The sequence below is a fragment of the Granulicella tundricola MP5ACTX9 genome (assembly GCF_000178975.2).
GTDB classification, from domain to species: domain Bacteria; phylum Acidobacteriota; class Terriglobia; order Terriglobales; family Acidobacteriaceae; genus Edaphobacter; species Edaphobacter tundricola.
Map to the genome: position 1 here is coordinate 2,641,670 of NC_015064.1, position 21,596 is coordinate 2,663,265.

Below are 21,596 nucleotides of genomic sequence, written 5' to 3' on the forward strand. Positions count from 1 at the left end.
TTCTACCGAAATCGATACCCCACCCTGTCCCACGGTAAAACTGTGGTCCGAGGATGGGGCACCCGATGAGGTTATGCCTCGGGTTGGGGTTCCTGAGTGGGGGTTGGAGCGGCGTCCGGGTTGGGCTCTTCGGGGGTCGGTTGGGGGAGGGTGGGGGTGTCTGAGGGTGCTTCAGGGGCTCCCTTGACGCGGACGACGGTGATCTTGTCAAAGCCCTCTTTGAAGACGGGAGGGCGAAGGCGCTCGGCCATCTTCTGCATGACCTCGTCGGTGACCTGGCGGTCGCGCTTGGAGTTGCGCTCCATGCAGACGGCGAGGGGGACGTCGAAGAAGACGGCCTGGACCTCGTACCCGAAGGACTTGGCCATCTTGATCCACTGGCGGCGCTCATGCGGGCTGAGGTTGGTGGCGTCGACGTAGTTCCAGGGCATCTTGGCGATCAGGCGTGCGCGGAGGAGCGAGCGCAAGGTGCTGAAGACGAGGCCCTGGTAGCGCTGGTCCGTGATGTCGTCAAAGAGGATGGTGCGGAGCATGTCCGAGGACAGGGGCGAGACGCCGCGGCGCTTGTACCAGGTGGTCTTGCCGGAGCCGGGGAGGCCGATGGTGAGGACGACGTAGCCGCGGGGAGCCTTGGGCGAGACGGCCTCCGGGCCGGGGGGCGGGGTGGCGAGAGACTCGGGCTGGGTCTCTACGACGACCTTCTTTTCAGCCTCGGGGTCGGCGGGGGCGAAGCCTTCCGGGGGGGCGGAGGGCTCGAAGCCCTCGGGACCTTCGGGTTCGGGCTGCGCGTGCTTCGCGGCGACCGGAAGAAGATCGATAGGAAGCTCGGTGGTGCGGGAGATGACGGGTTTAACCGGTTCCGGTTTGGGGGCTTCGGGTTTGCGCTCGATCGGGTCCGGGTAGGTGGGGCGGAGGGGGGCAAGCTGGCCGGTGGGCAGTTCCTGGCCGCTTTTGCCGGTGGACTCGGACTCGTTGGGTCCACGTCTGGTGCGTCTTCTCATCTGGTTCAGTATCCATTCGCGCATGTGGCGCTTATTCTCTTGGGCTTCGGCGGGCGCGTGTGAGGCGGCGCGAAGTTCTCAGGTTTCGATGGCAGGGTGCGACGGGCGCGGTCCCTGTATCTAATGACGCTTGTAACACAGGGGTTGGGCGGGGGCAAATGCGGATGCGTCAGGGGATGCCGGGTTTGCACCCCCCGAGCGGCTTTGATAGCCTGCGGAGTGATAGCAAGGAGAGCAATACTATGGCAGTGAAGGTTGGGATCAACGGCTTCGGCCGCATTGGACGGAATGTGTTTCGAACGGCTCTGGGAAATCCGGAGATCGAGTTCGTTGCGGTGAACGATCTGACGACGCCGGCGACGCTGGCCCATCTGCTGAAGTACGACTCGATTCTGGGGAATCTGAAGAACACGATCTCCCATGGGGCGGACTACATCGAGGTCGATGGGAAGAAGATCAAGGTGTTTGCGGAGCGCGACCCGAGCAAGCTGGACTGGGCGAGCGTGGGGGCGGAGATCGTGGTGGAATCGACGGGGTTCTTTACGGATGCGGAGAAGGCGAAGGCGCACCTGGGAACGACCGTGAAGAAGGTAATCATTTCCGCGCCGGCGACCAATGAGGACCTGACCGTGGTGCTGGGCGTGAACGATGACAAGTACGATGCGAGCAAGCATCATGTGATTTCGAACGCGAGCTGCACGACGAACTGCCTGGCTCCGGTGGTGAAGGTGCTGCACGATACGTTTGGGATTGCGAGCGGGATCATGACGACGATCCACAGCTATACGAACGACCAGGTGATCCTGGATACGCCGCATAAGGATCTACGGCGGGCTCGGGCGGCTGCTTTGAGCATGATTCCTAGTTCTACCGGCGCGGCCAAGGCGCTGAAGCTGGTGGTGCCGGAGATGGCTGGGAAGCTGGATGGATTTGCGATTCGGGTTCCGACTCCGAACGTATCGGTCGTGGACCTGACGTTTGTGGCGGAGAAGCCAATCTCGGTGGAGACGATCAATGCGGCGATCAAGGCTGCTTCTGAAGCCGGACCGATGGTTGGGATTCTGGGCTTTACGGACGAGGAGCTTGTGAGTACGGACTTCCGGGGGGATTCTCGGTCGTCTATTTTTGACTCGAAGCTGACGAAGGTTGTTGGGCAGACTGGGAAGGTGATCAGCTGGTACGACAATGAGTGGGGGTATTCGAGCCGGGTGAAGGATCTGGTTTTGTTTTTGGTGGAGAAGGGGCTGTAGAGTTTTTCATCCTAACTTCAGCAATGGGGCTCAGACAGTTGTCTGGCCCTTTTGCTTGTGGGTTACAACCACATCCAGGAAGCGAGTAACCTAAAGTGATGAATGAGCGACAGAACTTTGCGGGGACTTCTGAGTACGAGGATGTGATTGGGTTCTCGCGGGCGGTGCGGGTTGGGCGGCATGTGATGGTGTCGGGGACTGGGCCGGTGGGGTGCGATGACGCGGATGTTGCGGGGCAGACGGATCAATGTCTGACTTTGATTGCGGCGGCGCTGAAGAGCGCGGGGACTAGCTTTGAGCATGTAGTTCGGACGCGGATGTATCTGACCGACCGGAATGACTGGGAGGCTGCGGGGCGGGTGCATGGGAAGTTCTTCAAGCTGGTGAAGCCGGCGGCTACTATGGTTGTGGTCGCAGGATTGATCGATCCGCGGTGGAAGATTGAGATTGAGGCGGATGCGCTGATTCCAGGCGACGCTACGGATGCTCCAGGAGAAGACGAGTAATGGCTAAGCTGTCGATACGGGATCTTGAACTGGGTGGGAAGCGCGTGCTGATTCGCGTGGATTTCAATGTGCCGCTGTCCAAGGATGGCAGGGAGATTCTGGACGATACGCGGATTCGGGAGACGGTGCCGACGATCGAGTATGCGCTGCGGCGGAAGGCTCGGGTGGTGCTGTGTTCCCACCTGGGGCGGCCTAAGGGGAAGGTTGTTCCGGCGCTGAGTCTGCGGCCTGTGGTGGATCGTCTGCGGGAGCTGCTGGATCATGTGCTGGGCGAAGATGAGAACGTCGGGTTTGCGCCGGATTGCGTGGGCGAGGTGGCGACAGAGCTGGTGAATGGGCTGGAGCAGGGGCAGACACTGCTGCTCGAGAACCTGCGGTTTCATGCGGGGGAAGAGGCCAACGATCCGGTTTTTGCGAAGAAGCTCGCGGCTCTGTGCGATGTGTATGTGAACGATGCTTTTGGAAGTGCGCATCGGGCTCATGCATCGACGGAAGGGATTACGCATTTTGTGAAGGAGTCCGCGGCTGGGTTGCTGATGGAGTCGGAGCTGGAGCACCTGGGGAAGGCGCTGACGGAGCCGGATAAGCCGTTTGTGGCGATCATTGGGGGGGCGAAGGTGTCGGACAAGATCGGGGTGATCGAGGCGATGCTGGAGAAGGCGGATGCGGTGCTGATCGGTGGTGGGATGGCTTATACGTTTCTGCGGGCGATGGGGCAGGATACGGGTAAATCGCTGGTGGAGGTGGACAAGGTTGATGTGGCCGGGGAGACGCTGAAGAAGGCTGCGGCCAAGGGTGTGCGGTTCCTGCTGCCGGTGGATCATGTGGTGGCGGACAGATTTGCCGCGGATGCTGCGCGTGGGGTCTGGAAGGCGCCGGCGGGGATTCCGGAGGACAAGATGGCTCTCGACATTGGGCCGGAGACGGTGGAGTTGTTTGCGGCAGAGATTGCGGGGGCTCGGACGGTGCTTTGGAATGGGCCGATGGGGGTGTTTGAGTTCCCTGCTTTTGCCGTGGGAACGAACGCGATTGCAGAGGCTGTGGCCGGGAACGATGAGGCCACGACAATTGTGGGGGGCGGGGATTCTGTATCGGCGATCCATAAGTCGGGGTTTGCGGGGAAGATCACGCATATCTCGACCGGGGGTGGGGCTAGTTTGGAGTTTCTGGAGGGGAAGGTTCTGCCGGGGGTTGAGGCGCTTACGGAGCGGTTGTAAGACGGGAGATGAGGCCTGAGATCATCTTGCGGACTTCGACGATCTCTTCTGTGAGCGATTGGAACTGAGTCTCCGGCAGGTGGCCGAGATCTCGTGAAAGCAGGAGCAGGTATTCCAGTTCTGTAATGGCTGCGCGGCTTCTGCGGAGTTCGATTGCGAATTTGGCATCGCTCCCTCTGCCACTTCCCTCTGCGATTTTGGAGGCGACCGAGATTGCAGTTCTTCTCAGGTTGAGCAAGAGCCCGAAGCGCTCGGCTTCTGGCATGGCTTCGGATGCTTCATAGATGTGGAGGACGAGGAGGTGGGCTCGCTTCCACACTGCCAGTTGGCGGAAGTCTTGCATTAACTTTCTTCTCCGGAAGAGATTGTGGTCAGGACAGAGGGTTTTCTTCCAGCTGCCAGCTATGAGCTATCAGCTGCCAGCTTGGTCGAGGTCAGTATAGATCGTTGCCTATCTTCGGATGAAGATGGGATACTTGGGGACTATGCGGAAGCCTGTGATTGCCGGGAATTGGAAGATGTACAAGACTCCGAGGGAGTCGCTTGCGTTTCTGCAGGTGTTTTTGCCTTTGATCGAGAACCATACGCGGGATGAGGTTGTTCTGTTTCCGACCATGTCTTCGCTGGGCTATGTGCTGGAGGCTGTGGAGGGATCGAACGTCAGGGCTGGGGCTCAGACGATGCACTGGCTGAATGAGGGGCCTTATACGGGGCAGACCTCGCCGACGATGCTGGCGAGTATTCATTGCACGCATGTGCTGCTGGGACACTCCGAGCGGCGGATCTATGCGAATGAGACCGACGACATGGTGAACTGGAAGCTGAAGGCTGCGATTGCACACTCGCTGACGCCGGTGGTGTGCGTGGGTGAGACGATGGATAAGCGGCAGTCCGGGCTGACAGAGGCGGTGCTGCGGTGGCAGATCTCCTGCGCACTGAATGGGGTGGAGCGGGAGGGGTCGCAGGCGATGATTATTGCTTACGAGCCGATCTGGGCGATCGGGACTGGAAGCACGGCTACTCCGGCGCAGGTGGAAGAGGCGCACAAGATTATCAGGCGGGAGGTTGCGGAGAGGCTGGGTGAGGAGCGTGCGGAGTCTACGCGGATTATTTATGGGGGGTCGGTCAAGCCCGAGAATACGGCGAAATTGATGGCTCAGCCGAATATCGATGGGGCGCTGGTGGGTGGGGCTAGCTTAGATCCAGAGACGTTCTGCCGGATTGTGAAGTACGCGACTGCGTAGTGATGATTGAAATAGAGAAGCCCCGCCTGACGGCGGGGCTTCTCTATGCGCTGGGTATGGAGCCTAGCGGTAATAGCCGCGGTGATGGTAGTGGCGGTGGTGATGATAATGCCTGTGACGGGGGCCGGTGCGAATGATGATCTGGGCATCTGCATGGGGCACGAGGCCTGCCAGCATAACCACCATAGTAAGAGCGAGGAACCAACGTCCGATACGTGCCATTTGTCTTCTCCAGAGAACCTGTAACCGATCTGCTTGCCGGTGATAAGTAGTCGGATGCCTGGGGGATGGCGGTTAGTTGGTTGGGGTGGAAACTTTAGCGGACTACGCCCGCCTGATCCATGGGCCAGTAGACGAAGGCGGCTTTGCCGTAGATGAGATCGCGGGGGACGAGGCCGAAGTCGCGGCTGTCTGAGGAGATGGAACGGTGGTCACCCATGACGAAGTAGGAGGCTGGGGGGATGATGAGTTCGGGCTGGGAGCGGTCGTCGGTGAAGCGGGTGGGGACGTAGGACTCGGGGAGGCGCTGGTCGTTGAGGTAGACGCGACCGTGATCGATGCGGATGTGGTCTCCGGGGACGGCGATGACGCGCTTGATGTAGCTCTTGGTGTGGTCGTGGGGGTAGAGGAAGACGACGACGTCACTGTGGTGGATCTCTCCGACGTGGAAGGCGAGTTTATTGACGAAGAGGCGATCCTGGTCCTCAAGACCGGGGTTCATGCTGGTTCCCTCTACGCGGACCGGTTGGTAGAGGAAGATGATGATGAAGGCGGAGACGCCGACGGAGAGCAGGAGGTCGCGGAGCCAGGCGCGGAGGGAGCCTTTGGCGGGCGTTGGTTCGGAAGGGGCAGCAGGTTGAGGGACAAAGTCGTTCAATTCAGTCATACTCCTGACGCTTGTATCAGATTAGACGCGTCGTTTGGCCTGGAAGGTGTAGTGTAGTGCCACCAAGAGCTATTGCAAGTTGGCGCAATCTGTTTCACGATGAGAGTCGTCCTTTGACACCGTAAGGCAAGATCGTGCATCCAATAAGGATACGGCTAGAATAGGTAAAGACGGCGGTACAAGATGGCAACCCTGACGATGATCGAGCAAGTTGAGCCGGAAAGACCGGAGAAACATTCTGGAATTCGTGATCTGAGACCCTTTTCCGGTCTGACGACGGAGAGTCTGAACGCGGCATCGCATGATCTGGATACGAAATCGGCGCTGGAGATAGCGCGGATTATCAACCAGGAAGACGCAAAGATTGCGGCAGCGGTCAAGAAGGCGCTGCCTGAAATCGCGATTGTGATCGACACGGTTGCGCGTTCGCTGCGCGACGGTGGACGACTGATCTATGTGGGTGCGGGGTCCAGCGGGCGTATCTCGTCGCTGGATGCGAGCGAATGCCCTCCTACGTTCTCCACGGCTCCTTCCCAGGTGCAGTACATCATGGCGGGCGGGCCCAAGGCGCTGGCCTCGGCTTCCGATGTGAATGAGGATTCGCCCGAGATTGGGCAGCGGGATATCGCGCGGCGACGGCCTACACGGAAGGACATCGTGATTGGTGTTTCAGCGAGCGGACGGACACCGTATGTCGTCGGCGCTGTGGAGTATGCGCGTGCGCGAGGGGCGAAGACGGCCTGCGTGACGTGCAATATCGGGACACCGCTGGCGGATGTTTCTGATACGTCGATTGTGACGGAGGTGGGGCCTGAGGTGATTTCGGGTTCAACCCGGATGAAGGCTTCGACGTCACAGAAGATGATCCTGAACATGATCACAACCGGCGCTATGACGCGGCTGGGCTATGTGTACGACAACCTGATGGTGAACGTTCACATGAAGAACGCGAAGCTGGTGGAGCGCGGGATTCGGGTGTTGATGGATGTGTGCCACATTGACCGGGATACGGCGATCCGGACGATCAAGAGCGCGGGCAAGTCGATTCCGATTGCGATGGTGATGTTGAAGGCGAATGTCGACAAGATGGAGGCTGTGCGGCGTCTGGGTAAATCCGACGGGAATGTGCGGCTGGCGATCGACGACTCAAGGCTTGAGCTCTAAGGGCGCAACTGTGGGCTGGAAGCTGGGTTTGATGTGGTGAAGGCGGGAGCGTAGATGCTCCTGCCGAGCCCCAGACGAAGCACCCAGGAGATGTTCTATGCGTACCCTTTCTCAACTCTCATTTATTCTGCTTGGCGCGGCTCTCTGCGGCGGCGTTGCGGCTTCAGCACAGACTCCAGACCAGACTGCTCCGGCTCCCGCGCCCATCGTTCGTGAGCATGCGCACCATGGGCCGGATGCGGCTCATCAGGTAAAGTTCCTGACCAAGAAGCTGGGATTGACGCCGGATCAGGCGGCACAGGTTGAGCCGATTCTGGCTGAACGCGATCAGAAGATGGCGGACCTGCATGCCTCCGACAGCAACATGACCGTGAAGCAGATGCATCAGCAGATGCGGGCGATCATGGAGGACTCAAAGCAGAAGCTGGATGGCGTGCTGAACGATCAGCAGAAGCAGCAGCTTGCGGAGATGAAGTCCGAGCGGCGGCATCATGGGCGTGGTGGGGATCAGGGTGCGGCTGCCCCGGCTCCGGCGCCTACGGCTTAGTTTCAGCGATGGAAAGACGGATGGGATGACGCGGGGCTTCGGCTCCGCGTTTTTCTTTGGTTGGCAGGTGGCGTGGAATCTATTTCGCCATCTTTTTACGCTGCTTGCACATGCGAAAGGTTCGTAGAATTGAGGGATGGACAAGTTTGTAGTGCGCGGTGGCAATCCCCTTCTGGGTACGATCAAGGTTTCTGGTGCGAAGAACTCGGCTCTGCCTTGTATGGCTGCGGCGATTCTGACTGAGGATGAGCTGATCCTCGAGAATATTCCGCAGGTGCAGGACATTGAGACGGAGCGCAAGCTGCTGGTGAGCATGGGTGCCGAGGTGCAGCTTGGGTATGGTCGGGCGCAGCACAGGACGCATATCAAGTGCGCGGTGCTGTCCGATCCGGTGGCGAAGTACGAGATTGTGAAGACGATGCGGGCGAGCTCGCTGGTGCTGGGACCGCTGATTGCGCGAACCGGGATTGCGCGGGTGGCGATGCCGGGAGGCTGTGCGATCGGGGGACGGCCTATCGATATGCACCTTGCGGCGCTGGAGCAGATGGGCGCGACGATCACGCAGGATCATGGCTATCTGGAGGCCAGGACGAACCGGCTGAAGGGTGCACATATCGTCTTCGACAAGATCACGGTGACGGGGACGGAAGACATCCTGATGGCGGCGACGCTGGCTGAGGGTGAGACGATCCTGGAAAACTGTGCCCGGGAGCCTGAGGTGACGGACCTGGCGGCGCTGCTGCTGGCAATGGGGGCGAAGATCGAGGGTGCGGGGACATCCACGATGAAGATTCAGGGCGTGACGCGGCTGCATGGGGCCAGGCATAAGATCAACCCGGACCGGATTGAGGCGGGGACGTTCCTGATGGCGGGTGCGATCACGGGCGGCGATCTGAATGTGGATTGCTGCGATCCGTCTCACCTGGGCGCGCTGATTGCGAAGCTGGAGCAGATGGGTGTGCGGATCGATGTGGGCAAGGACAGCATCCGGGTTCGATCTGGCGGCGAGTTGAAGGCTGCGGATATCTCGACTGAAGAGTATCCGGGCTTCCCTACCGATATGCAGGCGCAGTTTATGGCGTTGGCGACGCAGGCGGAGGGGACTACGAATGTCACGGAAAATATCTTCGAGAACCGGTTCATGCATGTGCAGGAGCTGAACCGGATGGGTGCGAATATTTCCGTACAGGGCCGGACGGCTACAGTGAGGGGGAAGACTCCGATGCAGTCAGCGGCGGTGATGTGCTCCGACCTGCGGGCCTCAGCGAGCCTGGTGCTGGCTGCTCTGGTGGCGGATGGCGAGTCAATCCTGGACCGGGTTTATCACATGGATCGTGGATATGAGAGGATCGAGGAGAAGCTGCGGGGGGTTGGGGCGCAGATTCGGCGGATGGGGGATGTGTTCGGCAAGAAGTAGGCTGGCTAGCGGATTTATTTACGGCTACCTAAGGCTTCGGATTCGTGAGAGCCTTCAGGTAGCCGTAGGCGTCTTTGCCGGGTGCGTACATGTTGGGGTGTAGTACGGTGCGGACGTAGCCGGAGCGTTCATAAAAATTGATGGCTGGGGTGTTCTCCGTCCAGACGTGCAGGGTCATGGGTGAGGCCTGGCGGGTAGCTGACTGCTGCTCCGCGGCTTCAAGGAGGCGGCGGGCGAGGCCCTGGCGACGATGCTCCGGGGCTACGTCCAGGGTGACTACGTAGGCCTGGGTGCGGGGGTGGATGTGTTCGAGGTGGATGATGATGAAGCCGGCCAAGGTGGGTGCTTGCGTGGACGGAGTGCCCGCTGGGGGAGAGGTTGCATCCCACCCATCGCGATGAGGCGCTGCGATGGATGGGGCACCCGAATTTTGTTGAAACTCCGCGACGAGGGTGAAGGCACCTTGCTCCGAGGCGAAGTGGCGCATGGCGGCTCGGCTGAAGCGGAAGGGTGCGTCAAAGCAGAGGCGGTCGAGCTGATACATGGGCTCAAGGTCTGCGGGGGTGCCGGGGCGGATTGTGGTGGGCTGCTGAGGCAACGTCAGGCGGAGACGGTGAAGGTGTCTTCTGTGCGGGTGATGGCGCGGTAGAGGGTGTCGCGTTCAAAGGGGATGCGGCCGGCTTCCGTGATGAGGCGGACGAGGTCCGCGCGGCGCATGCCTTGGGGTGTGGTGGCTCCGGCGTCGTGGTAGATCTTTTCTTCGATGACGGTGCCATCGACGTCATCCGCGCCGAAGCGGAGGGAGATCTGGGCCATCTGGGGGGTGACCATCTGCCAGTAGCTCTTGATGTGGGGGAAGTTGTCCAGCATGAGGCGGCCGACGGCGATCTGGCGGAGGTCTAACATTCCTGTTGATTTGGGGATGTGAGAAAGGGCCGTGTGGTCCGGGTGGAAGGAGAGCGGGATGAAGGTCTGGAAGCCACCGGTCTCGTCTTGGACGGCGCGGAGGCGCATCATGTGGTCTACGCGGTCTTCATCGGCCTCGACGTGGCCGTAGAGCATGGTGGCGTTCGACCGGAAGCCCATCTGGTGGGCGAGACGGGCGGTGTCGAGCCACTCACCGCCGTCGATCTTGTGGTCGCAGATGATGTGGCGGATGCGGTCTGCGAAGATCTCCGCTCCGCCGCCGGGCATGGAGTCTACGCCGGCGTCCTTCATCTGCTGGAGAGCTTCCGGGATGGTCATCTTGCCGCGCTTGGCGAGGAAGGCGATCTCCACCATGGTAAAGGCCTTGATGTGGACCTTGGGAAAGCGCTGCTTGAGGCCGCGGACGAGGTCCATAAAGTACTCGAAGGGGAGGTCCGGGTGGAGGCCGCCTACGATGTGGAACTCGGTGACTGCTTCCGTGTAGCCGCTGGCTGCGGTCTCGAAGGCTTCTTCAAGGGCCATGGTGTAGGTATCGGCTTCACCTTTTTTGCGGCCGAAGGCGCAGAGGCGGCAGGAGGCGACGCAGACGTTGGTGGGATTGATGTGGCGGTTGACGTTGAAGTAGGTGAGGTCGCCGTGGAGACGCTCGCGGACGAGGTTGGCGAGCCAGCCTACGGCGAGGATATCGCCGGAGCGGAAGAGGGTGACCCCGTCTTCAAAGCTGAGGCGCTCACCGGCCTGAACCTTTTCTGCGATCGGCAGGAGATTGCGATCGTCCGTCTGAAAGGAATGACGAGGCTTCAGGGCAGTGGAGGTGAAGATTGGCGCGGCGCTCATAAGAACAATTCTATTCCTGTGGGGCCGGCTTCAGCGAGCGGCGGTCTCCGGTTTGGGTGCTGAACCTGACATCATCTTGGGCTGAATGACGATGCCGTCAAAGAAGGTTGCGGCTACGAGGTGATCGCCGACCGGGCGAACGAAGCGGAGGTTCCAGCCGGTATCTGTATAGGTGACGGTCTTCTGTGGAAGCTGGACCATGAAGGCGGCGCTGCCGGAGCCTACGGCGGTGACGAGGATGCGGTTGGTTGCGTCGTCGTAGTAGATGCTGGTGACGGAGTTGGTGAAGAGGTTCTTGGGCGTGGTCCAGGTGTTGCCGGCGTCGGAAGAGACGAAGATGCCTTCCGGGCCGCCGACCCAGATCTCGCCTGAGGGCTCGACTGCTGTGGCGGTGACGAGGGTGATCTTCTCGGGCATGCGGATGGGCGACCAGTCAGCGCCGGAGTCAGGCGAGAACTGGACTCCGTGGAGGGATGCGGCAACTACATTGTTCTTTGCGGAGGCGAGGTAACGCCACTCCGCGGAGTCAGGCGGGCCGGCGGGCTTCCAACTGACTCCCTGGTCTGAGCTGGCGAGGAGGCCGGCTGAGGTGGCGGCGAGGAGGGTCTGGTCCGAGGTGGTAATGGCGAAGACGCTGCCGTCAAAGAAGTGAGGCTTGGGTGCTGCGGTGGCCGTGAGTTCCTTCACTGGAGGGGCTACGGGTTGTGGTTTCTTTACGACTACGATCTTTGTGCGCTTCGAAGGAGCGGCGGTGTGCTTCTTTGCGGCGAGAAGCTTTGCTTTCCGGGCGGCTGGTGAGTTGGGCAGCGGCTTGGCGGCCTTATGCAGGGGTGGGTGCTGAAAGGCTTTGCCCTTGCTGTTTTTGAGCGCGGTGGTGTGGGGGGCGGCGTGAGTTGCCGACGGCTTGACGTTGTTGCGCTGGGCGAACTGGTTGCGGTTGATGGAGACCGCTGCGCGAATCTCGGGCGGGGCCACCGCGGCGTTATCCGCAGCAATGGCCTCCGGGGTCTGTTCGACCTGATTCCAGACGGCAGCGTCGCGATCCAGACGGAAGATGCCGTGGGCTGTGCCGGCGATCATGGTTCCGTCCGGGGACTGGCCGAGCGAGAAGACGTCGCGGCCTTTGAGGCCTTCGCTGCGCTGCGCCCAGTCGATGCCGCCGTTGTCGCTTTGGAAGATGCCGCCCCACTCCTTGTCGTTGACGACTCCGACGAAGATGGTGGCGGGGTGGAGGTTGTCGCGCTTGAGGGTTGCGACCTGACGGGCGGAGAAGCCGCCGTTCGAGGAGCGGAAGGTGTCGCCTCCATCGTCCGAGGCGAGGATGCCGCCACGATCCGTGGCGAGGAGGACGTGGTGAGGATCGGTGGGGTCTACGAAGACGTCGTTGATGATGATCTCAGGCGTAGTAGTGCGCTGCCACTGCTTGCCGGCGTCGGTGGAGCGGAAGAGACCTTCTGTGGTTCCGGCGAAGACGATGTCGAGGTTGCTGGGGTCCTGGAGGAGGACGCGGGTGCGGCGGGCGGTGGATGGGATGCCCTGGATCTTGTGGAACTGAGTGCCGGCGTCCTCGCTCTTGTAGATGCCGGAGCAGGCGCTGGCGTAGACGACTTTGGGGGAGTTGGGATCGATGATGATGGAGAAGACGTCGGAGTCATCGATGATTCCCTGCTTGATGCTGTCCCAGTTTTCGCCTGCGTCGACGGTCTTCCAGGGCAGATGCCAGGTGCCAGCGTAGACGATGTTGGGGTCCTTGGGGTCGATGGCGACGGACTCTACTTCATGGATTTCGGTGGAGTCCGGAGGGCTGATGAGGCGCCAGCGGCGGCCGCCGTCGGTGGAGCGATAGACACCCTTGAGGGTGCCGGCAACGATGATTTTGGGGTCTGAGGGCGCGGAGGTTAAGGAGCGCACGGACTGGCCGCGCATCTCAGCCTGGCTGGTCCAGGTGGCACCGCCGTCATAGGTGATGAAGAGGCCGCCATCCGAGCCGACCCAGGCACCGGCGATGAGGTGTTTCGGGTCTGAAGGGTCCACGACGATGTTGTCGATGACGAGGTCATCGCGTTTGCCCACGCGCGAGAGACGACGCCAGTTTGCACCGCTGTTGTGGGTCTCATAGATCCAGCCGTTGGCCGTGCCGAGATAGAGATGGGTGTGATCGTGGGGATCGATTGCGAACTTACGGGCGTCGCCTCCGTCCGGTCCGAACGGAAGCCAGGGGGCCGCTGCGGCGAAGGTCGCCGAGAAAAGAAGCGGGCTGAGGAAAGTGAGCAGAGCTGACTTGAGAGCGAAGCGTCGAAACATTCGAAGTTTTTCCAATCGTTCCTATTTCCAAGCGTTCATAGGATATCTGGGTTAGACGCCGCGAGCGGGGAAAGTGTCGGATACAAAGCAAAGGCTGGCTGAGTGGAAGCTCAGCCAGCCGTTGAGTTTGACCGGTCATTTCAACCGGGTAAGGGGGTTAGCCCTTTTTGTGGTGCTTGTGGTGTTTGTGACCAGCGGGCAGAGCCTTGCGGGGCAGAGCCTTGACAGCGCTCTCATCCACAGGGGTGACACCGGTCATGTCCATCGTTGCACCGGCGGGAACCAGTGTATCGGTAACCGTCTTGGCATCGGTGGTGCCGGTGTAGACATTGACGCGGCTTGCGTCGATGCCCTTCTCGCCGACCAGGTATGCCTTAGTGTTGACAGCGCGCTCAGCAGCCTTGTGCGGGCCCATCTTCTCTGCGCTTGCTGCGTTTCCAACGACTGCGAGCTTCGCGTCGGTGGTGCGCTGCAGGTTCAGAGCGAGATCGTCCAGGCAAGCCTTGCCTTCGTTATCGACGCGCGTCGGACGCTTGGTGTCGCGGTCGAAGCTGATCGAGCAGAGGGCCGAGGTTGTGGGAGCCGGTGGCGGAGCAGGAGCAACAACGGTGACCGAGGTCGTCGAGGTTGCGGTCTGGCCCTTATCGTCAACAACGTTGCAGGTGACCGTGATGGTGCCGGGTGCTGCGCCGGTGGTGGCGAGGGTTGCGCTGGAGGAGGAGCCGCTGATCGAACCAGCCGAGGCGGTGTAGCTGTAGGTCAGAGGACGGTTCTGGGGGCTCATGCCGCTGGCCGTGACCATGGCAGAGTCGCCAGGCGATACGGTCGAGGGGTTCGCCGAGCAGCTGATGGTCGGCGGCTCGAAGGCCTTGACCTGGAAATCAGCCGAGCAGTCTGCCATCTGGCCGGGCTTGTTGCCCTCCGAGACGTGACCCTTGATGGTGTAGGTTCCAGCTGCGAGGGTCTTGGTGTCGATGTTGCCCACGTTGCTGGTGCCGCTGACCACCGCGCCGCCGGTAGAGGTCCACGAGTAGGTGGCCGTCTTCTTGGGGTTGAGGTTGGTTGCGGTTCCGGTGACGGTGAGGGGGTCGCCCGGGTAGCCAACTGCGGGAGCGACAGCGCAGGCATAGGTGACGGGCGGCGGCGGGATGATGTGGCCGAAGTGCGTCACGATACCGGTGCTGAGATCAACGCCGCTGAGGTTTGCACGACCGCCGAGGGTGCCGCCGGTGGGGACGGTGGTCGCGGGACCGAAGTCGGTGTGGATGTAGCGGTAGTCCGCCTCAAACAAGCGCAGGGAGAAGCGATTGTTGAAGAAGGGGAGATCGTAGTCCATGCCGCCGCCGGCGGTGAGTCCAACACCGGTGGTGTAGGGCTCATGCTCGAAGGTCGCTGCGTTGTCGCTGTTCGGACCAACGAGGCGGGAGGCACCGGCGAGGCCGTGAGCGAAGAGGGTGAAGTTCTGCATGGGAGCGCGAACGATCAGACCGCCGCTTGCGGTGTAGAGGCCGTCATTGGCTCCATCGGGGTGAGCGACGAGGTTGGCTTCCGCTCCGACATACTTGTTGAAGTAGTATGCGACGCTGCCGATTGCACCTTCGTTGATCGACGAGTAGTTGATGCCCGCCGGCTTGACCTGGCCGTGTGCGCCGAAGTAAGAGAACCCGGTGAAGATGTCAACACGCGAAGGGTTCGGCCCCACTGGGGCGGTGGTGCTGGGTGCAGACTGCGCACTCAGGCTCGCAACTCCAAGGCTGACTGCACATGCAGCCAGTCCGAGCCGGCCAATACTAGAAAACGGGCGATAAACCATTCGACTTCCTCCGCTAAAATTGCAACTTGATGTAAGAGCTATTTTGAATCCCAGCTCATTCTGCTTTGTCAAAGTATGACAAAGTTTACCGCGTTTACTTCCAGTAGCTACAACTAAATTGTCCAACTGCCTACGTGGAAGAAATTTACCAGCGAATCTCGACTAAACTGCGCCGTATTCTTTGCTGGAACCTGCGGAGTAATCACTTGTGGTCCGGTCTCACTTTACTTCTTCGAAGACCGGACGGCCGGGATCGACTCCAAAATCGTTTGAGTGACTTAACCTGACTTTAGCTCAGGTTGAGGGTGCGGCGAACCGTACCTCGTTCGCTTTGAATCTTTTCCTGCAAGAGGGTGATGGCGTACAGAAGCTGTTCCGGGCGGGGTGGGCAGCCGGGAACGTAGATGTCTACAGGGATGATCTGATTGACGCCCTGCAAGAGCGCATAGTTGTTGAAGACGCCGCCGGAGGTAGCGCAGGCTCCCATGGAGATGACCCACTTGGGCTCCGGCATCTGCTCGTAAAGGCGACGGATCACAGGGGCCATCTTCTGCGAGACGCGGCCGGCGATGATCATGAGATCGCTCTGGCGAGGCGAGGGGCGGAAGACTTCTGCTCCGAAACGGGCGATGTCATAACGGGAGCCGCCCATGGACATCATTTCGATAGCGCAGCAGGCGAGGCCGAAGGTCATGGGCCAGACTGAGTTTTTACGCACCCAGTTGATGGCGGCGTCCAGCGAGGCGAGGACGATGCCTTCCGGCTGGTCGTAGCCCCAGTTGACTTCACGCAGCTTTTCCTGGTTCTTCCCGAAGCTATCCAGCGTACCGAAAAAATAGCGGTCGTTCTGCTGAGGAGTGGCTGTGGGGCGGCCGTTGCTCGTCGTCTCTTGGGAGGGAGTGGTCATGTGTCAATAATACGGTGATTTCAGTCTTTGACCGGGAGATTGGCAGTCTGGTGCGAAGAATTGAATCGTCTCAGCACTTTACGCATAGTCTTCTGATCTTCACAAATGGATGCAGCGGGGATTGTGCAGGTTGGTTGATGGGAAGACTGAATGCGAAAAAAATTCGTAGCGGCTACAAAGAGGAGCAGACGGAGGGCTGAATCTTCAAGCCGGGAGCAGGTACGAAGGCTGGGGGAAGGTCGAGTTCCGTGCGGAATTTTAGCCAGAGAAGCTTGCCGAGGGGGGTGGGGGTCTGGAGCTGGTCCACGGTGTGGGCGGTGGATGCGAAGTGGGAGGCAACGGTCGCGGCCATGGGGGTCTGGTCCGCCGTGCCCGGAATCATGCGGGCGTCGAGAATGCGCAGGGTTCCCTGGGAGGTGAGGGGGAGAAGTGAGGCGAGCTGTTGCTCGGCGGAGGCGGGTGGGCTTGCCGGAGGTGGGGGGAAGGCCTGGTAGGCGTGGAGGAGTTGCGAGAAGGTCTGCGGATTGGTGGCGAAGTGGAAGCGGCGTGGGTTCCAGCCTACGGCATCCTGAGCGCGGAAGGCGAAGTCCGTGGAGAGGGAGAGGGCGGTGACGGAGTTGTAGGGTGGGGTCGCGAGTTCTGCGTAGTCATGCTCTCCGCGAGGGCCGGAGGCGGGGACGATCCGGATGATCCAGCCTGAGGCGATGGGCTGGAGGTAAAGGGCGAGGTTGCCGCCGATGGCTTTCAGAAAGGGCTGGCCGGCGGTGACCTCTCCCTCAATCACGGCCTGGCGGCAGGCCCTGGCGGGGGGTGCGGCGATGCAGGGGAGGGTTGAGGCGAGGGTTGCGGAGAGGCAGACGATTCGGCGGAGGTGCTTAGCGGGCATTGGCTTGGATGGCCTCGAGCAGTGTGCGGCGGAGTGAATCCTGGGCTTCGGGCGTGAGTTTCGCGCCGGAATGGGTGATGTAAAAGACGTCGATGGCCATTTCTCCTTCAGTGTCGACGAGGGCTACCTCTATATTGCACTCGTGTGCGGCGAGGGTGAGGGAGAGGGCGCGGAGGAGGCCGGGGGTATCGAGTGAGACGACCTGGAGGAGGGTGGAATGGCTGGAGGCGGCGTTGTTGAAGTCTACGCGGGTCTCTACCTGGACTTTGGGGGTTTTGCGGCGGTTGCGGCGGCGCGAGGCGAGCATGGTCTCGATGGGTGAGGCTCCGATGAGTTCGCCCTTCTCTTCCCTGCTGAGTTCTTCCCCGATGGCCTTGCGAATGCTTTCGACGAAGCGGTCGCGCTCCTCCTCGTTCATTTCAAGGGTGCGGAAGGTGTCGGTGAAGCGGAAGCTATCGACGACGATGGAGTGGGCGTTGGAGAAGGCGTCGGCGGTGACGATGTTCATGCCCCAGGCGGCGAGGGCGCCGGCCATGCTGGCGAAGAGCATGGGGCGATCACGGGTGATGAGGGTGAGCTCGCTGACCTCCGGGGAGTAGCGGAAGTCGAGCTGGATGGTGTCCTGCGCGGGACCGGCTTCGAGGAGCGAGGCCATGTTGAAGTGGCTGCGGAGCTGGTCTGGATTGCGGGTGAGGAGGTAACGCTGGGGAAAGCCTTCGAGGAAACGGTCGAGTTCGGCTCGTTTGCCGGGCAGCAGGGCCGAGACGCGATGAATGAGTTCGCCGACTTCGCTCTCCGTGGCTACGCCGACGCGCTCGTCGTCTACGTTGCGGTCGAGGTAGTCGGCGGTGGCCATGTAGAGGCGATGGAGGTTTTCTGCCTTCCAGGGGGTCAGAGCGTCGGGGTGGACGGCGGCGATGTCGGCGTAGGTGAAGAGGGTCAACATGCGCAAGGCCTCAGGGGTGAGGACCTTGGGGGCGAAGGAGCGGACGGTTTCGGCGTCGAAGACGTCGCGGCGAAGGGCAGCGGACATTTCAAGGTGATTGCGGATGAGGTTGAGGACGAGGCCAGACTCGTAGGCGTCGAGCTCGAGGCGCTGGACGACGCTTTGCGCCATGCGGGCGGACTCGACGGCGTGGGCGGAGGTGCTGTGACCTTTGCCGGTGTCGTGCAGGAGGGCGGCGAGGTAAAGGAGGCTGGGGTGGGGGAGGTCGCGCAGGATGGGCGAGAAGCGGGCGGCCCATTGATCGAGGCCTACGGGGTTCTTCGACGGAGTGACCGCGGTGAGGGCGTGGAGGATGTCGATGAGGACGAAGGTGTGCTCATCCACGGTGTAGCGGTGGTAGGCGTCGCGGATGACGAGGGCGTCGATGCCGTGGAACTCCGGGATGACGAGCTCCAGGATGCCGAGGGCGTGCATGGAACGGAGGGCAAGGCCGGCGTACTGGCCGGTGAGGATCTGTTCCAGGCGACGCCAGAGGCCGGGGCCATCTTCCAGGTGGGCGGAGAGGAGCGGGAGCGCGCGTTCGAGGCGCTGCTCGGTTTCACCGGAGCAGCGCGCGCCGGTGCGTGCGACGGTGGCGAAGAGGGAGAGCATGACCTCAGGGTTTTCAGCGGGGTCTTCCGCGCCCGCGGGTGCGAGGACGATGGTGTTCTGGTGGATCTCAAAACCGGGCTGGGCGGGCTCTCCGGAGAGGCGGCGAAGGGCAGCCATGCCGGGCAGGCGGGACTGCGATTTGGTGGGCGCGGCCTCTTCCAGACAGCGGGCAGCGTTGCGCTCAATGCTGCGGGCGTGGCGGAAGTAGAGCCGCATCCAGTAGGCGGCGTCGATGGGCGAACGGGGGGGCGGAGAGATGCCGAGGGATGCCGAGGCAGCTTCATCCTGGGCGTGCCAGTCCAAGGTGTTGTCGTCGCGCTGATGACGCAAATGGAGGAAGGTGCGAACGAGCAGAAGGAACTGACGGGCTTCGAGAAAACTGGGGTCCGGGGCTGGGGAAGGGTGTTCTACGAGGCGGGTGAGCCAGGCGAAGACGTGTGCATCACGGAGGCCGCCGGGGCAGTCCTTGATGTTGGGCTCGAGATGGAAGAGCGTGTCACCGTACTTGCGATGGCGGGTGCGGGTGACCTCCGCGAGGCGAGCAATTATTTTTTTGCGATCACGGGCGATGAGGCGTGGGAGAGATTTCTCTGTCAGCTTGGTGAAGAGCGCCAGATCGCCGACGAGGAAGCGTGCATCGAGCAGGGCGAGGGTGAACTCGACGTTCTCAGGGTTGAATTTTTCGCACTCGGCGAGGGTGCGGGTCATAGGCGAGACTCGCAGGCCGCAGTCCCAGAGGCACTGGTTGAGTTGACGGACGGGGGTCTTCAGCTCCTTTTCAGGGATGCGTCCGTCAAGCAGGAACATGAGATCGACGTCGGAGTAGGGGAAGAGCTCGCGGCGGCCGTAACCGCCTACCGCGACGAGGGTAACGCCGGGGGGGAATGAGGTCTCTGCCCATAGCTGCGAGACCAGGGCGTCTACGATCGCGGAGCGATCGTAGACAGCGGTGACGCCTGCCGAAGGGAGATGGAGGCGTTCCTTAAAGCTGGTGCGCAGGGCGAGGATGTCGCTCTCATACTGACGGCGACGCTCGATGGCGGCTGCGATTTGTGCGTCTTCTGCCATGGCACCACGGGTTTCTTAGTTCAGGTGATGTCGAGGTAGTTCGAGGCGGTATGGAGTTAGAGTGCGATCTCGCCGCGCTCGTCGTTGCGAATACGGATGGCCTCGTCGATGCGCGAGACGAAGATCTTGCCGTCGCCGATCTTGCCGGTGCGGGCGGCGGTGATGATGGCCTGGATTGCGCCTTCGACCATGGTGTCGGGGACGACGAGTTCGAGTTTGACCTTGGGCAGAAGGTCCACGGCGTACTCCCGGCCGCGATAGAACTCGGTGTGTCCCTTTTGACGGCCGTGGCCGCGTGCTTCCAGAACCGTCATGCCCTCTACGCCGAGCTCGATGAGTGCGTCTTTGACTTCGTCCAGCTTCGATGGCTGGATGATGGCTTCGATCTTCTGCATTGCTCTTCCCTTCTGGTTCGTTCGCTCATTCTATGCGCTGCGGATTGAGGGACTAGTGCGCCCAGTCGTAACCTTCTTCGCCGTGCTGGGAGAGGTCGAGGCCTTCACGCTCGTCCTCTTCACTGACACGCAGACCGATGGTTTTATCGACGACTACGAGGATGATCAGAGTACCGACGATGGAGAGCGTCCAAGCGATGGCGACGCCGGTGAGCTGGTTGAGAAGCTGGTGGGGGTTGCCTTCAAGAGCGCCTGTGGCCTTGCCTGCTCCGAAGACGGGATTGATGACGGAGTTGGCGAAGATGCCGGTGAGGAGGGCTCCCATGGTGCCGCCTGCGCCGTGAACGCCAAAGGCGTCGAGCGAATCGTCATAACCGAAGAGGGCCTTGACGGTGACGACCATGAAGAAGCAGAAGATGCCGACGATGAGGCCGATCCAGAGGGCGGACATGGGGGTGACGAAGCCGGCGGCGGGGGTGATTCCGACGAGACCGGCTACGGCTCCGGAGATGGCTCCGAGAGCGGAAGGCTTGCCGTTCTTGATCCACTCTGCCGCGCTCCAGCCGAGAGCGGCTGCAGCGGCACCGAAGTGAGTGGCGACAAAGGCGGAGGTGGCGAGCGTGCCGGCGCCGAGGGCGGAGCCTGCGTTGAAGCCGAACCAGCCTACCCAGAGAAGGCCCGCGCCGATGAAGCTGAGGACGACCGAGTGTGGGGGCATGGGAACCTTGGGGTAGCCAAGGCGTTTGCCCAGGTAAAGCGCCGTGACGAGGGCGGAGACGCCTGAGGTGACGTGGACGACGGTGCCGCCGGCGAAGTCCAGACAGGGGAACTTACCGCCGACGACGTTGAGCAGACCGCCGATGCCCCAGACCATGTGAGCCATCGGGCTATAGACGATGAAGGCCCAGAGCACCATGAAGACCAGCATGGCGGAGAACTTGACGCGTTCTGCGAAGGCCCCGGTGATCAGCGCGGGGGTGATGATGGCGAACATGAGCTGATAGACCATGAACGTCTGGAGCGGAATGGTCGGGGCATAGTCCTTGGCGAGCTGGAGGCCGACGCCGTGCAGGAGGACGTTGGAGAAGCCGCCGATAAACGCGCTTCCGGAGCTGAAGGCAAGTGAGTAAGTGACGAGCGCCCAAAGCACCGTGATGACGGCGCACATGGCGAAGGTCTGCATCATCGTGCCGAGGATGTTCTTCTTGCGGACCAGGCCGCCATAGAAAAGGGCGAGGCCGGGAATGCTCATCATGAGGACGAGCGCGGAGCTGACGAGCATCCAGCCGTTATCGCCTGCGGTCTGCGCGGCTGCGGTTGCGGCGGTGTTATCGGCAACCTGCTTTTCCAGCGCGGCGATGCGGCTGGTGGGATCGGCAGCCGGAGCGGAGGCCGTCATGGCAGGAGCGGCGGCCTGGGCGAAGGCCTTGGATGGGGCGGAGGTCAGACCCAGGGTAAGGATTGCGAGAAACGCCAGGTGTACCTTCAACGCAGAAAAACGCATCAGTCGTGTGCCCTCATCAGGTTTGGTGTTGCAGAAGTCTCGTCGATCCGGCAAAGAGACAGTGGCTCGAATCGAAGTGCCGGTCGCTGCGCTTGGGAGCGACGTCATAAATGCGGTTGTTTCGCT

The 21,596-nt window shown here is 61.4% G+C and carries 19 protein-coding genes; 7 read left to right on the forward strand and 12 right to left on the reverse strand.

The window, feature by feature from the left end:
• Positions 1 to 71: 71 nt before the first annotated feature.
• Complete coding sequence (locus ACIX9_RS11255; protein WP_049789419.1) at positions 72 to 1,001, reverse strand: ATP-binding protein; 930 nt, start codon at positions 999 to 1,001, stop codon at positions 72 to 74.
• Between the two features lie 242 nt (positions 1,002 to 1,243).
• Here ACIX9_RS11255 and gap point away from each other — a divergent pair, with 242 nt between their 5' ends.
• The 3 genes from gap (at position 1,244) to ACIX9_RS11270 (ending at position 3,974) form a co-directional block, all read left to right on the forward strand.
• Entirely contained in the window at positions 1,244 to 2,251 is a 1,008-nt protein-coding gene (gap, locus tag ACIX9_RS11260; RefSeq protein ID WP_013580610.1) for a type I glyceraldehyde-3-phosphate dehydrogenase, read from the forward strand.
• 98 nt (positions 2,252 to 2,349) lie between these two features.
• Entirely contained in the window at positions 2,350 to 2,757 is a 408-nt protein-coding gene (locus tag ACIX9_RS11265) for a RidA family protein (protein ID WP_013580611.1), read from the forward strand.
• A complete protein-coding gene (locus ACIX9_RS11270) occupies positions 2,757 to 3,974 on the forward strand; it encodes a phosphoglycerate kinase (protein ID WP_013580612.1) in 1,218 nt (405 codons plus the stop codon). Before ACIX9_RS11265 ends, ACIX9_RS11270 begins: the two co-directional genes overlap by 1 nt.
• On the opposite strand, the gene ACIX9_RS11275 is transcribed toward ACIX9_RS11270, so the two are convergent.
• Positions 3,958 to 4,317, reverse strand: coding sequence for a four helix bundle protein (locus ACIX9_RS11275; RefSeq protein ID WP_013580613.1), 360 nt, complete (start codon positions 4,315 to 4,317; stop codon positions 3,958 to 3,960). The genes ACIX9_RS11270 and ACIX9_RS11275 overlap by 17 nt on opposite strands.
• A 142-nt stretch (positions 4,318 to 4,459) precedes the next feature.
• On the opposite strand from ACIX9_RS11275, the gene tpiA reads away from it, so the two are divergent.
• Positions 4,460 to 5,218, forward strand: a complete 759-nt coding sequence (gene tpiA / locus ACIX9_RS11280) for a triose-phosphate isomerase (RefSeq protein WP_013580614.1) — start codon at positions 4,460 to 4,462, stop codon at positions 5,216 to 5,218.
• Positions 5,219 to 5,534: 316 nt separating this feature from the next.
• On the opposite strand, the gene lepB is transcribed toward tpiA, so the two are convergent.
• A complete protein-coding gene (gene lepB / locus ACIX9_RS11290) occupies positions 5,535 to 6,095 on the reverse strand; it encodes a signal peptidase I (RefSeq protein WP_013580616.1) in 561 nt (186 codons plus the stop codon).
• 192 nt (positions 6,096 to 6,287) lie between these two features.
• Here lepB and murQ point away from each other — a divergent pair, with 192 nt between their 5' ends.
• From murQ to murA, 3 genes are all read left to right on the forward strand, one after another.
• Positions 6,288 to 7,268: an N-acetylmuramic acid 6-phosphate etherase gene (murQ, locus tag ACIX9_RS11295; RefSeq protein WP_013580617.1), complete on the forward strand. Its 981-nt coding sequence runs from the start codon at positions 6,288 to 6,290 to the stop codon at positions 7,266 to 7,268.
• Positions 7,269 to 7,365: 97 nt separating this feature from the next.
• Positions 7,366 to 7,815, forward strand: coding sequence for a hypothetical protein (locus ACIX9_RS11300; RefSeq protein ID WP_013580618.1), 450 nt, complete (start codon positions 7,366 to 7,368; stop codon positions 7,813 to 7,815).
• Between the two features lie 136 nt (positions 7,816 to 7,951).
• Positions 7,952 to 9,232 carry a UDP-N-acetylglucosamine 1-carboxyvinyltransferase gene (murA, locus tag ACIX9_RS11305; RefSeq protein WP_013580619.1) on the forward strand — a complete coding sequence of 427 codons (1,281 nt, stop codon included), beginning with the start codon at positions 7,952 to 7,954 and terminating at the stop codon, positions 9,230 to 9,232.
• A 28-nt stretch (positions 9,233 to 9,260) separates the two neighbouring features.
• Here the strand turns inward: murA and ACIX9_RS11310 are convergent, their stop codons facing one another.
• The 9 genes from ACIX9_RS11310 to ACIX9_RS11350 all read right to left on the reverse strand — a co-directional run bounded on the left by ACIX9_RS11310 (position 9,261) and on the right by ACIX9_RS11350 (position 21,470).
• A complete protein-coding gene (locus ACIX9_RS11310) occupies positions 9,261 to 9,830 on the reverse strand; it encodes a GNAT family N-acetyltransferase (protein ID WP_013580620.1) in 570 nt (189 codons plus the stop codon).
• Between the two features lie 2 nt (positions 9,831 to 9,832).
• A complete protein-coding gene (mqnE, locus tag ACIX9_RS11315; RefSeq protein WP_013580621.1) occupies positions 9,833 to 10,996 on the reverse strand; it encodes an aminofutalosine synthase MqnE in 1,164 nt (387 codons plus the stop codon).
• 30 nt (positions 10,997 to 11,026) lie between these two features.
• Complete coding sequence (locus tag ACIX9_RS11320; protein WP_013580622.1) at positions 11,027 to 13,300, reverse strand: WD40/YVTN/BNR-like repeat-containing protein; 2,274 nt, start codon at positions 13,298 to 13,300, stop codon at positions 11,027 to 11,029.
• A 157-nt stretch (positions 13,301 to 13,457) separates the two neighbouring features.
• Entirely contained in the window at positions 13,458 to 15,113 is a 1,656-nt protein-coding gene (locus tag ACIX9_RS11325) for an OmpA family protein (protein ID WP_013580623.1), read from the reverse strand.
• Between the two features lie 289 nt (positions 15,114 to 15,402).
• A complete protein-coding gene (locus ACIX9_RS11330) occupies positions 15,403 to 16,020 on the reverse strand; it encodes an NADH-quinone oxidoreductase subunit B (protein WP_013580624.1) in 618 nt (205 codons plus the stop codon).
• 172 nt (positions 16,021 to 16,192) lie between these two features.
• Complete coding sequence (locus tag ACIX9_RS11335; protein WP_013580625.1) at positions 16,193 to 16,906, reverse strand: hypothetical protein; 714 nt, start codon at positions 16,904 to 16,906, stop codon at positions 16,193 to 16,195.
• Positions 16,896 to 19,571 carry a [protein-PII] uridylyltransferase gene (gene glnD / locus ACIX9_RS11340; RefSeq protein ID WP_013580626.1) on the reverse strand — a complete coding sequence of 892 codons (2,676 nt, stop codon included), beginning with the start codon at positions 19,569 to 19,571 and terminating at the stop codon, positions 16,896 to 16,898. Before glnD ends, ACIX9_RS11335 begins: the two co-directional genes overlap by 11 nt.
• A 56-nt stretch (positions 19,572 to 19,627) precedes the next feature.
• The gene (locus tag ACIX9_RS11345; protein WP_013580627.1) at positions 19,628 to 19,966 is read right to left on the reverse strand and encodes a P-II family nitrogen regulator; all 339 of its coding nucleotides are present in this window, start codon (positions 19,964 to 19,966) and stop codon (positions 19,628 to 19,630) included.
• Positions 19,967 to 20,018: 52 nt separating this feature from the next.
• The gene (locus ACIX9_RS11350; RefSeq protein WP_013580628.1) at positions 20,019 to 21,470 is read right to left on the reverse strand and encodes an ammonium transporter; all 1,452 of its coding nucleotides are present in this window, start codon (positions 21,468 to 21,470) and stop codon (positions 20,019 to 20,021) included.
• Positions 21,471 to 21,596 lie beyond the last annotated feature (126 nt).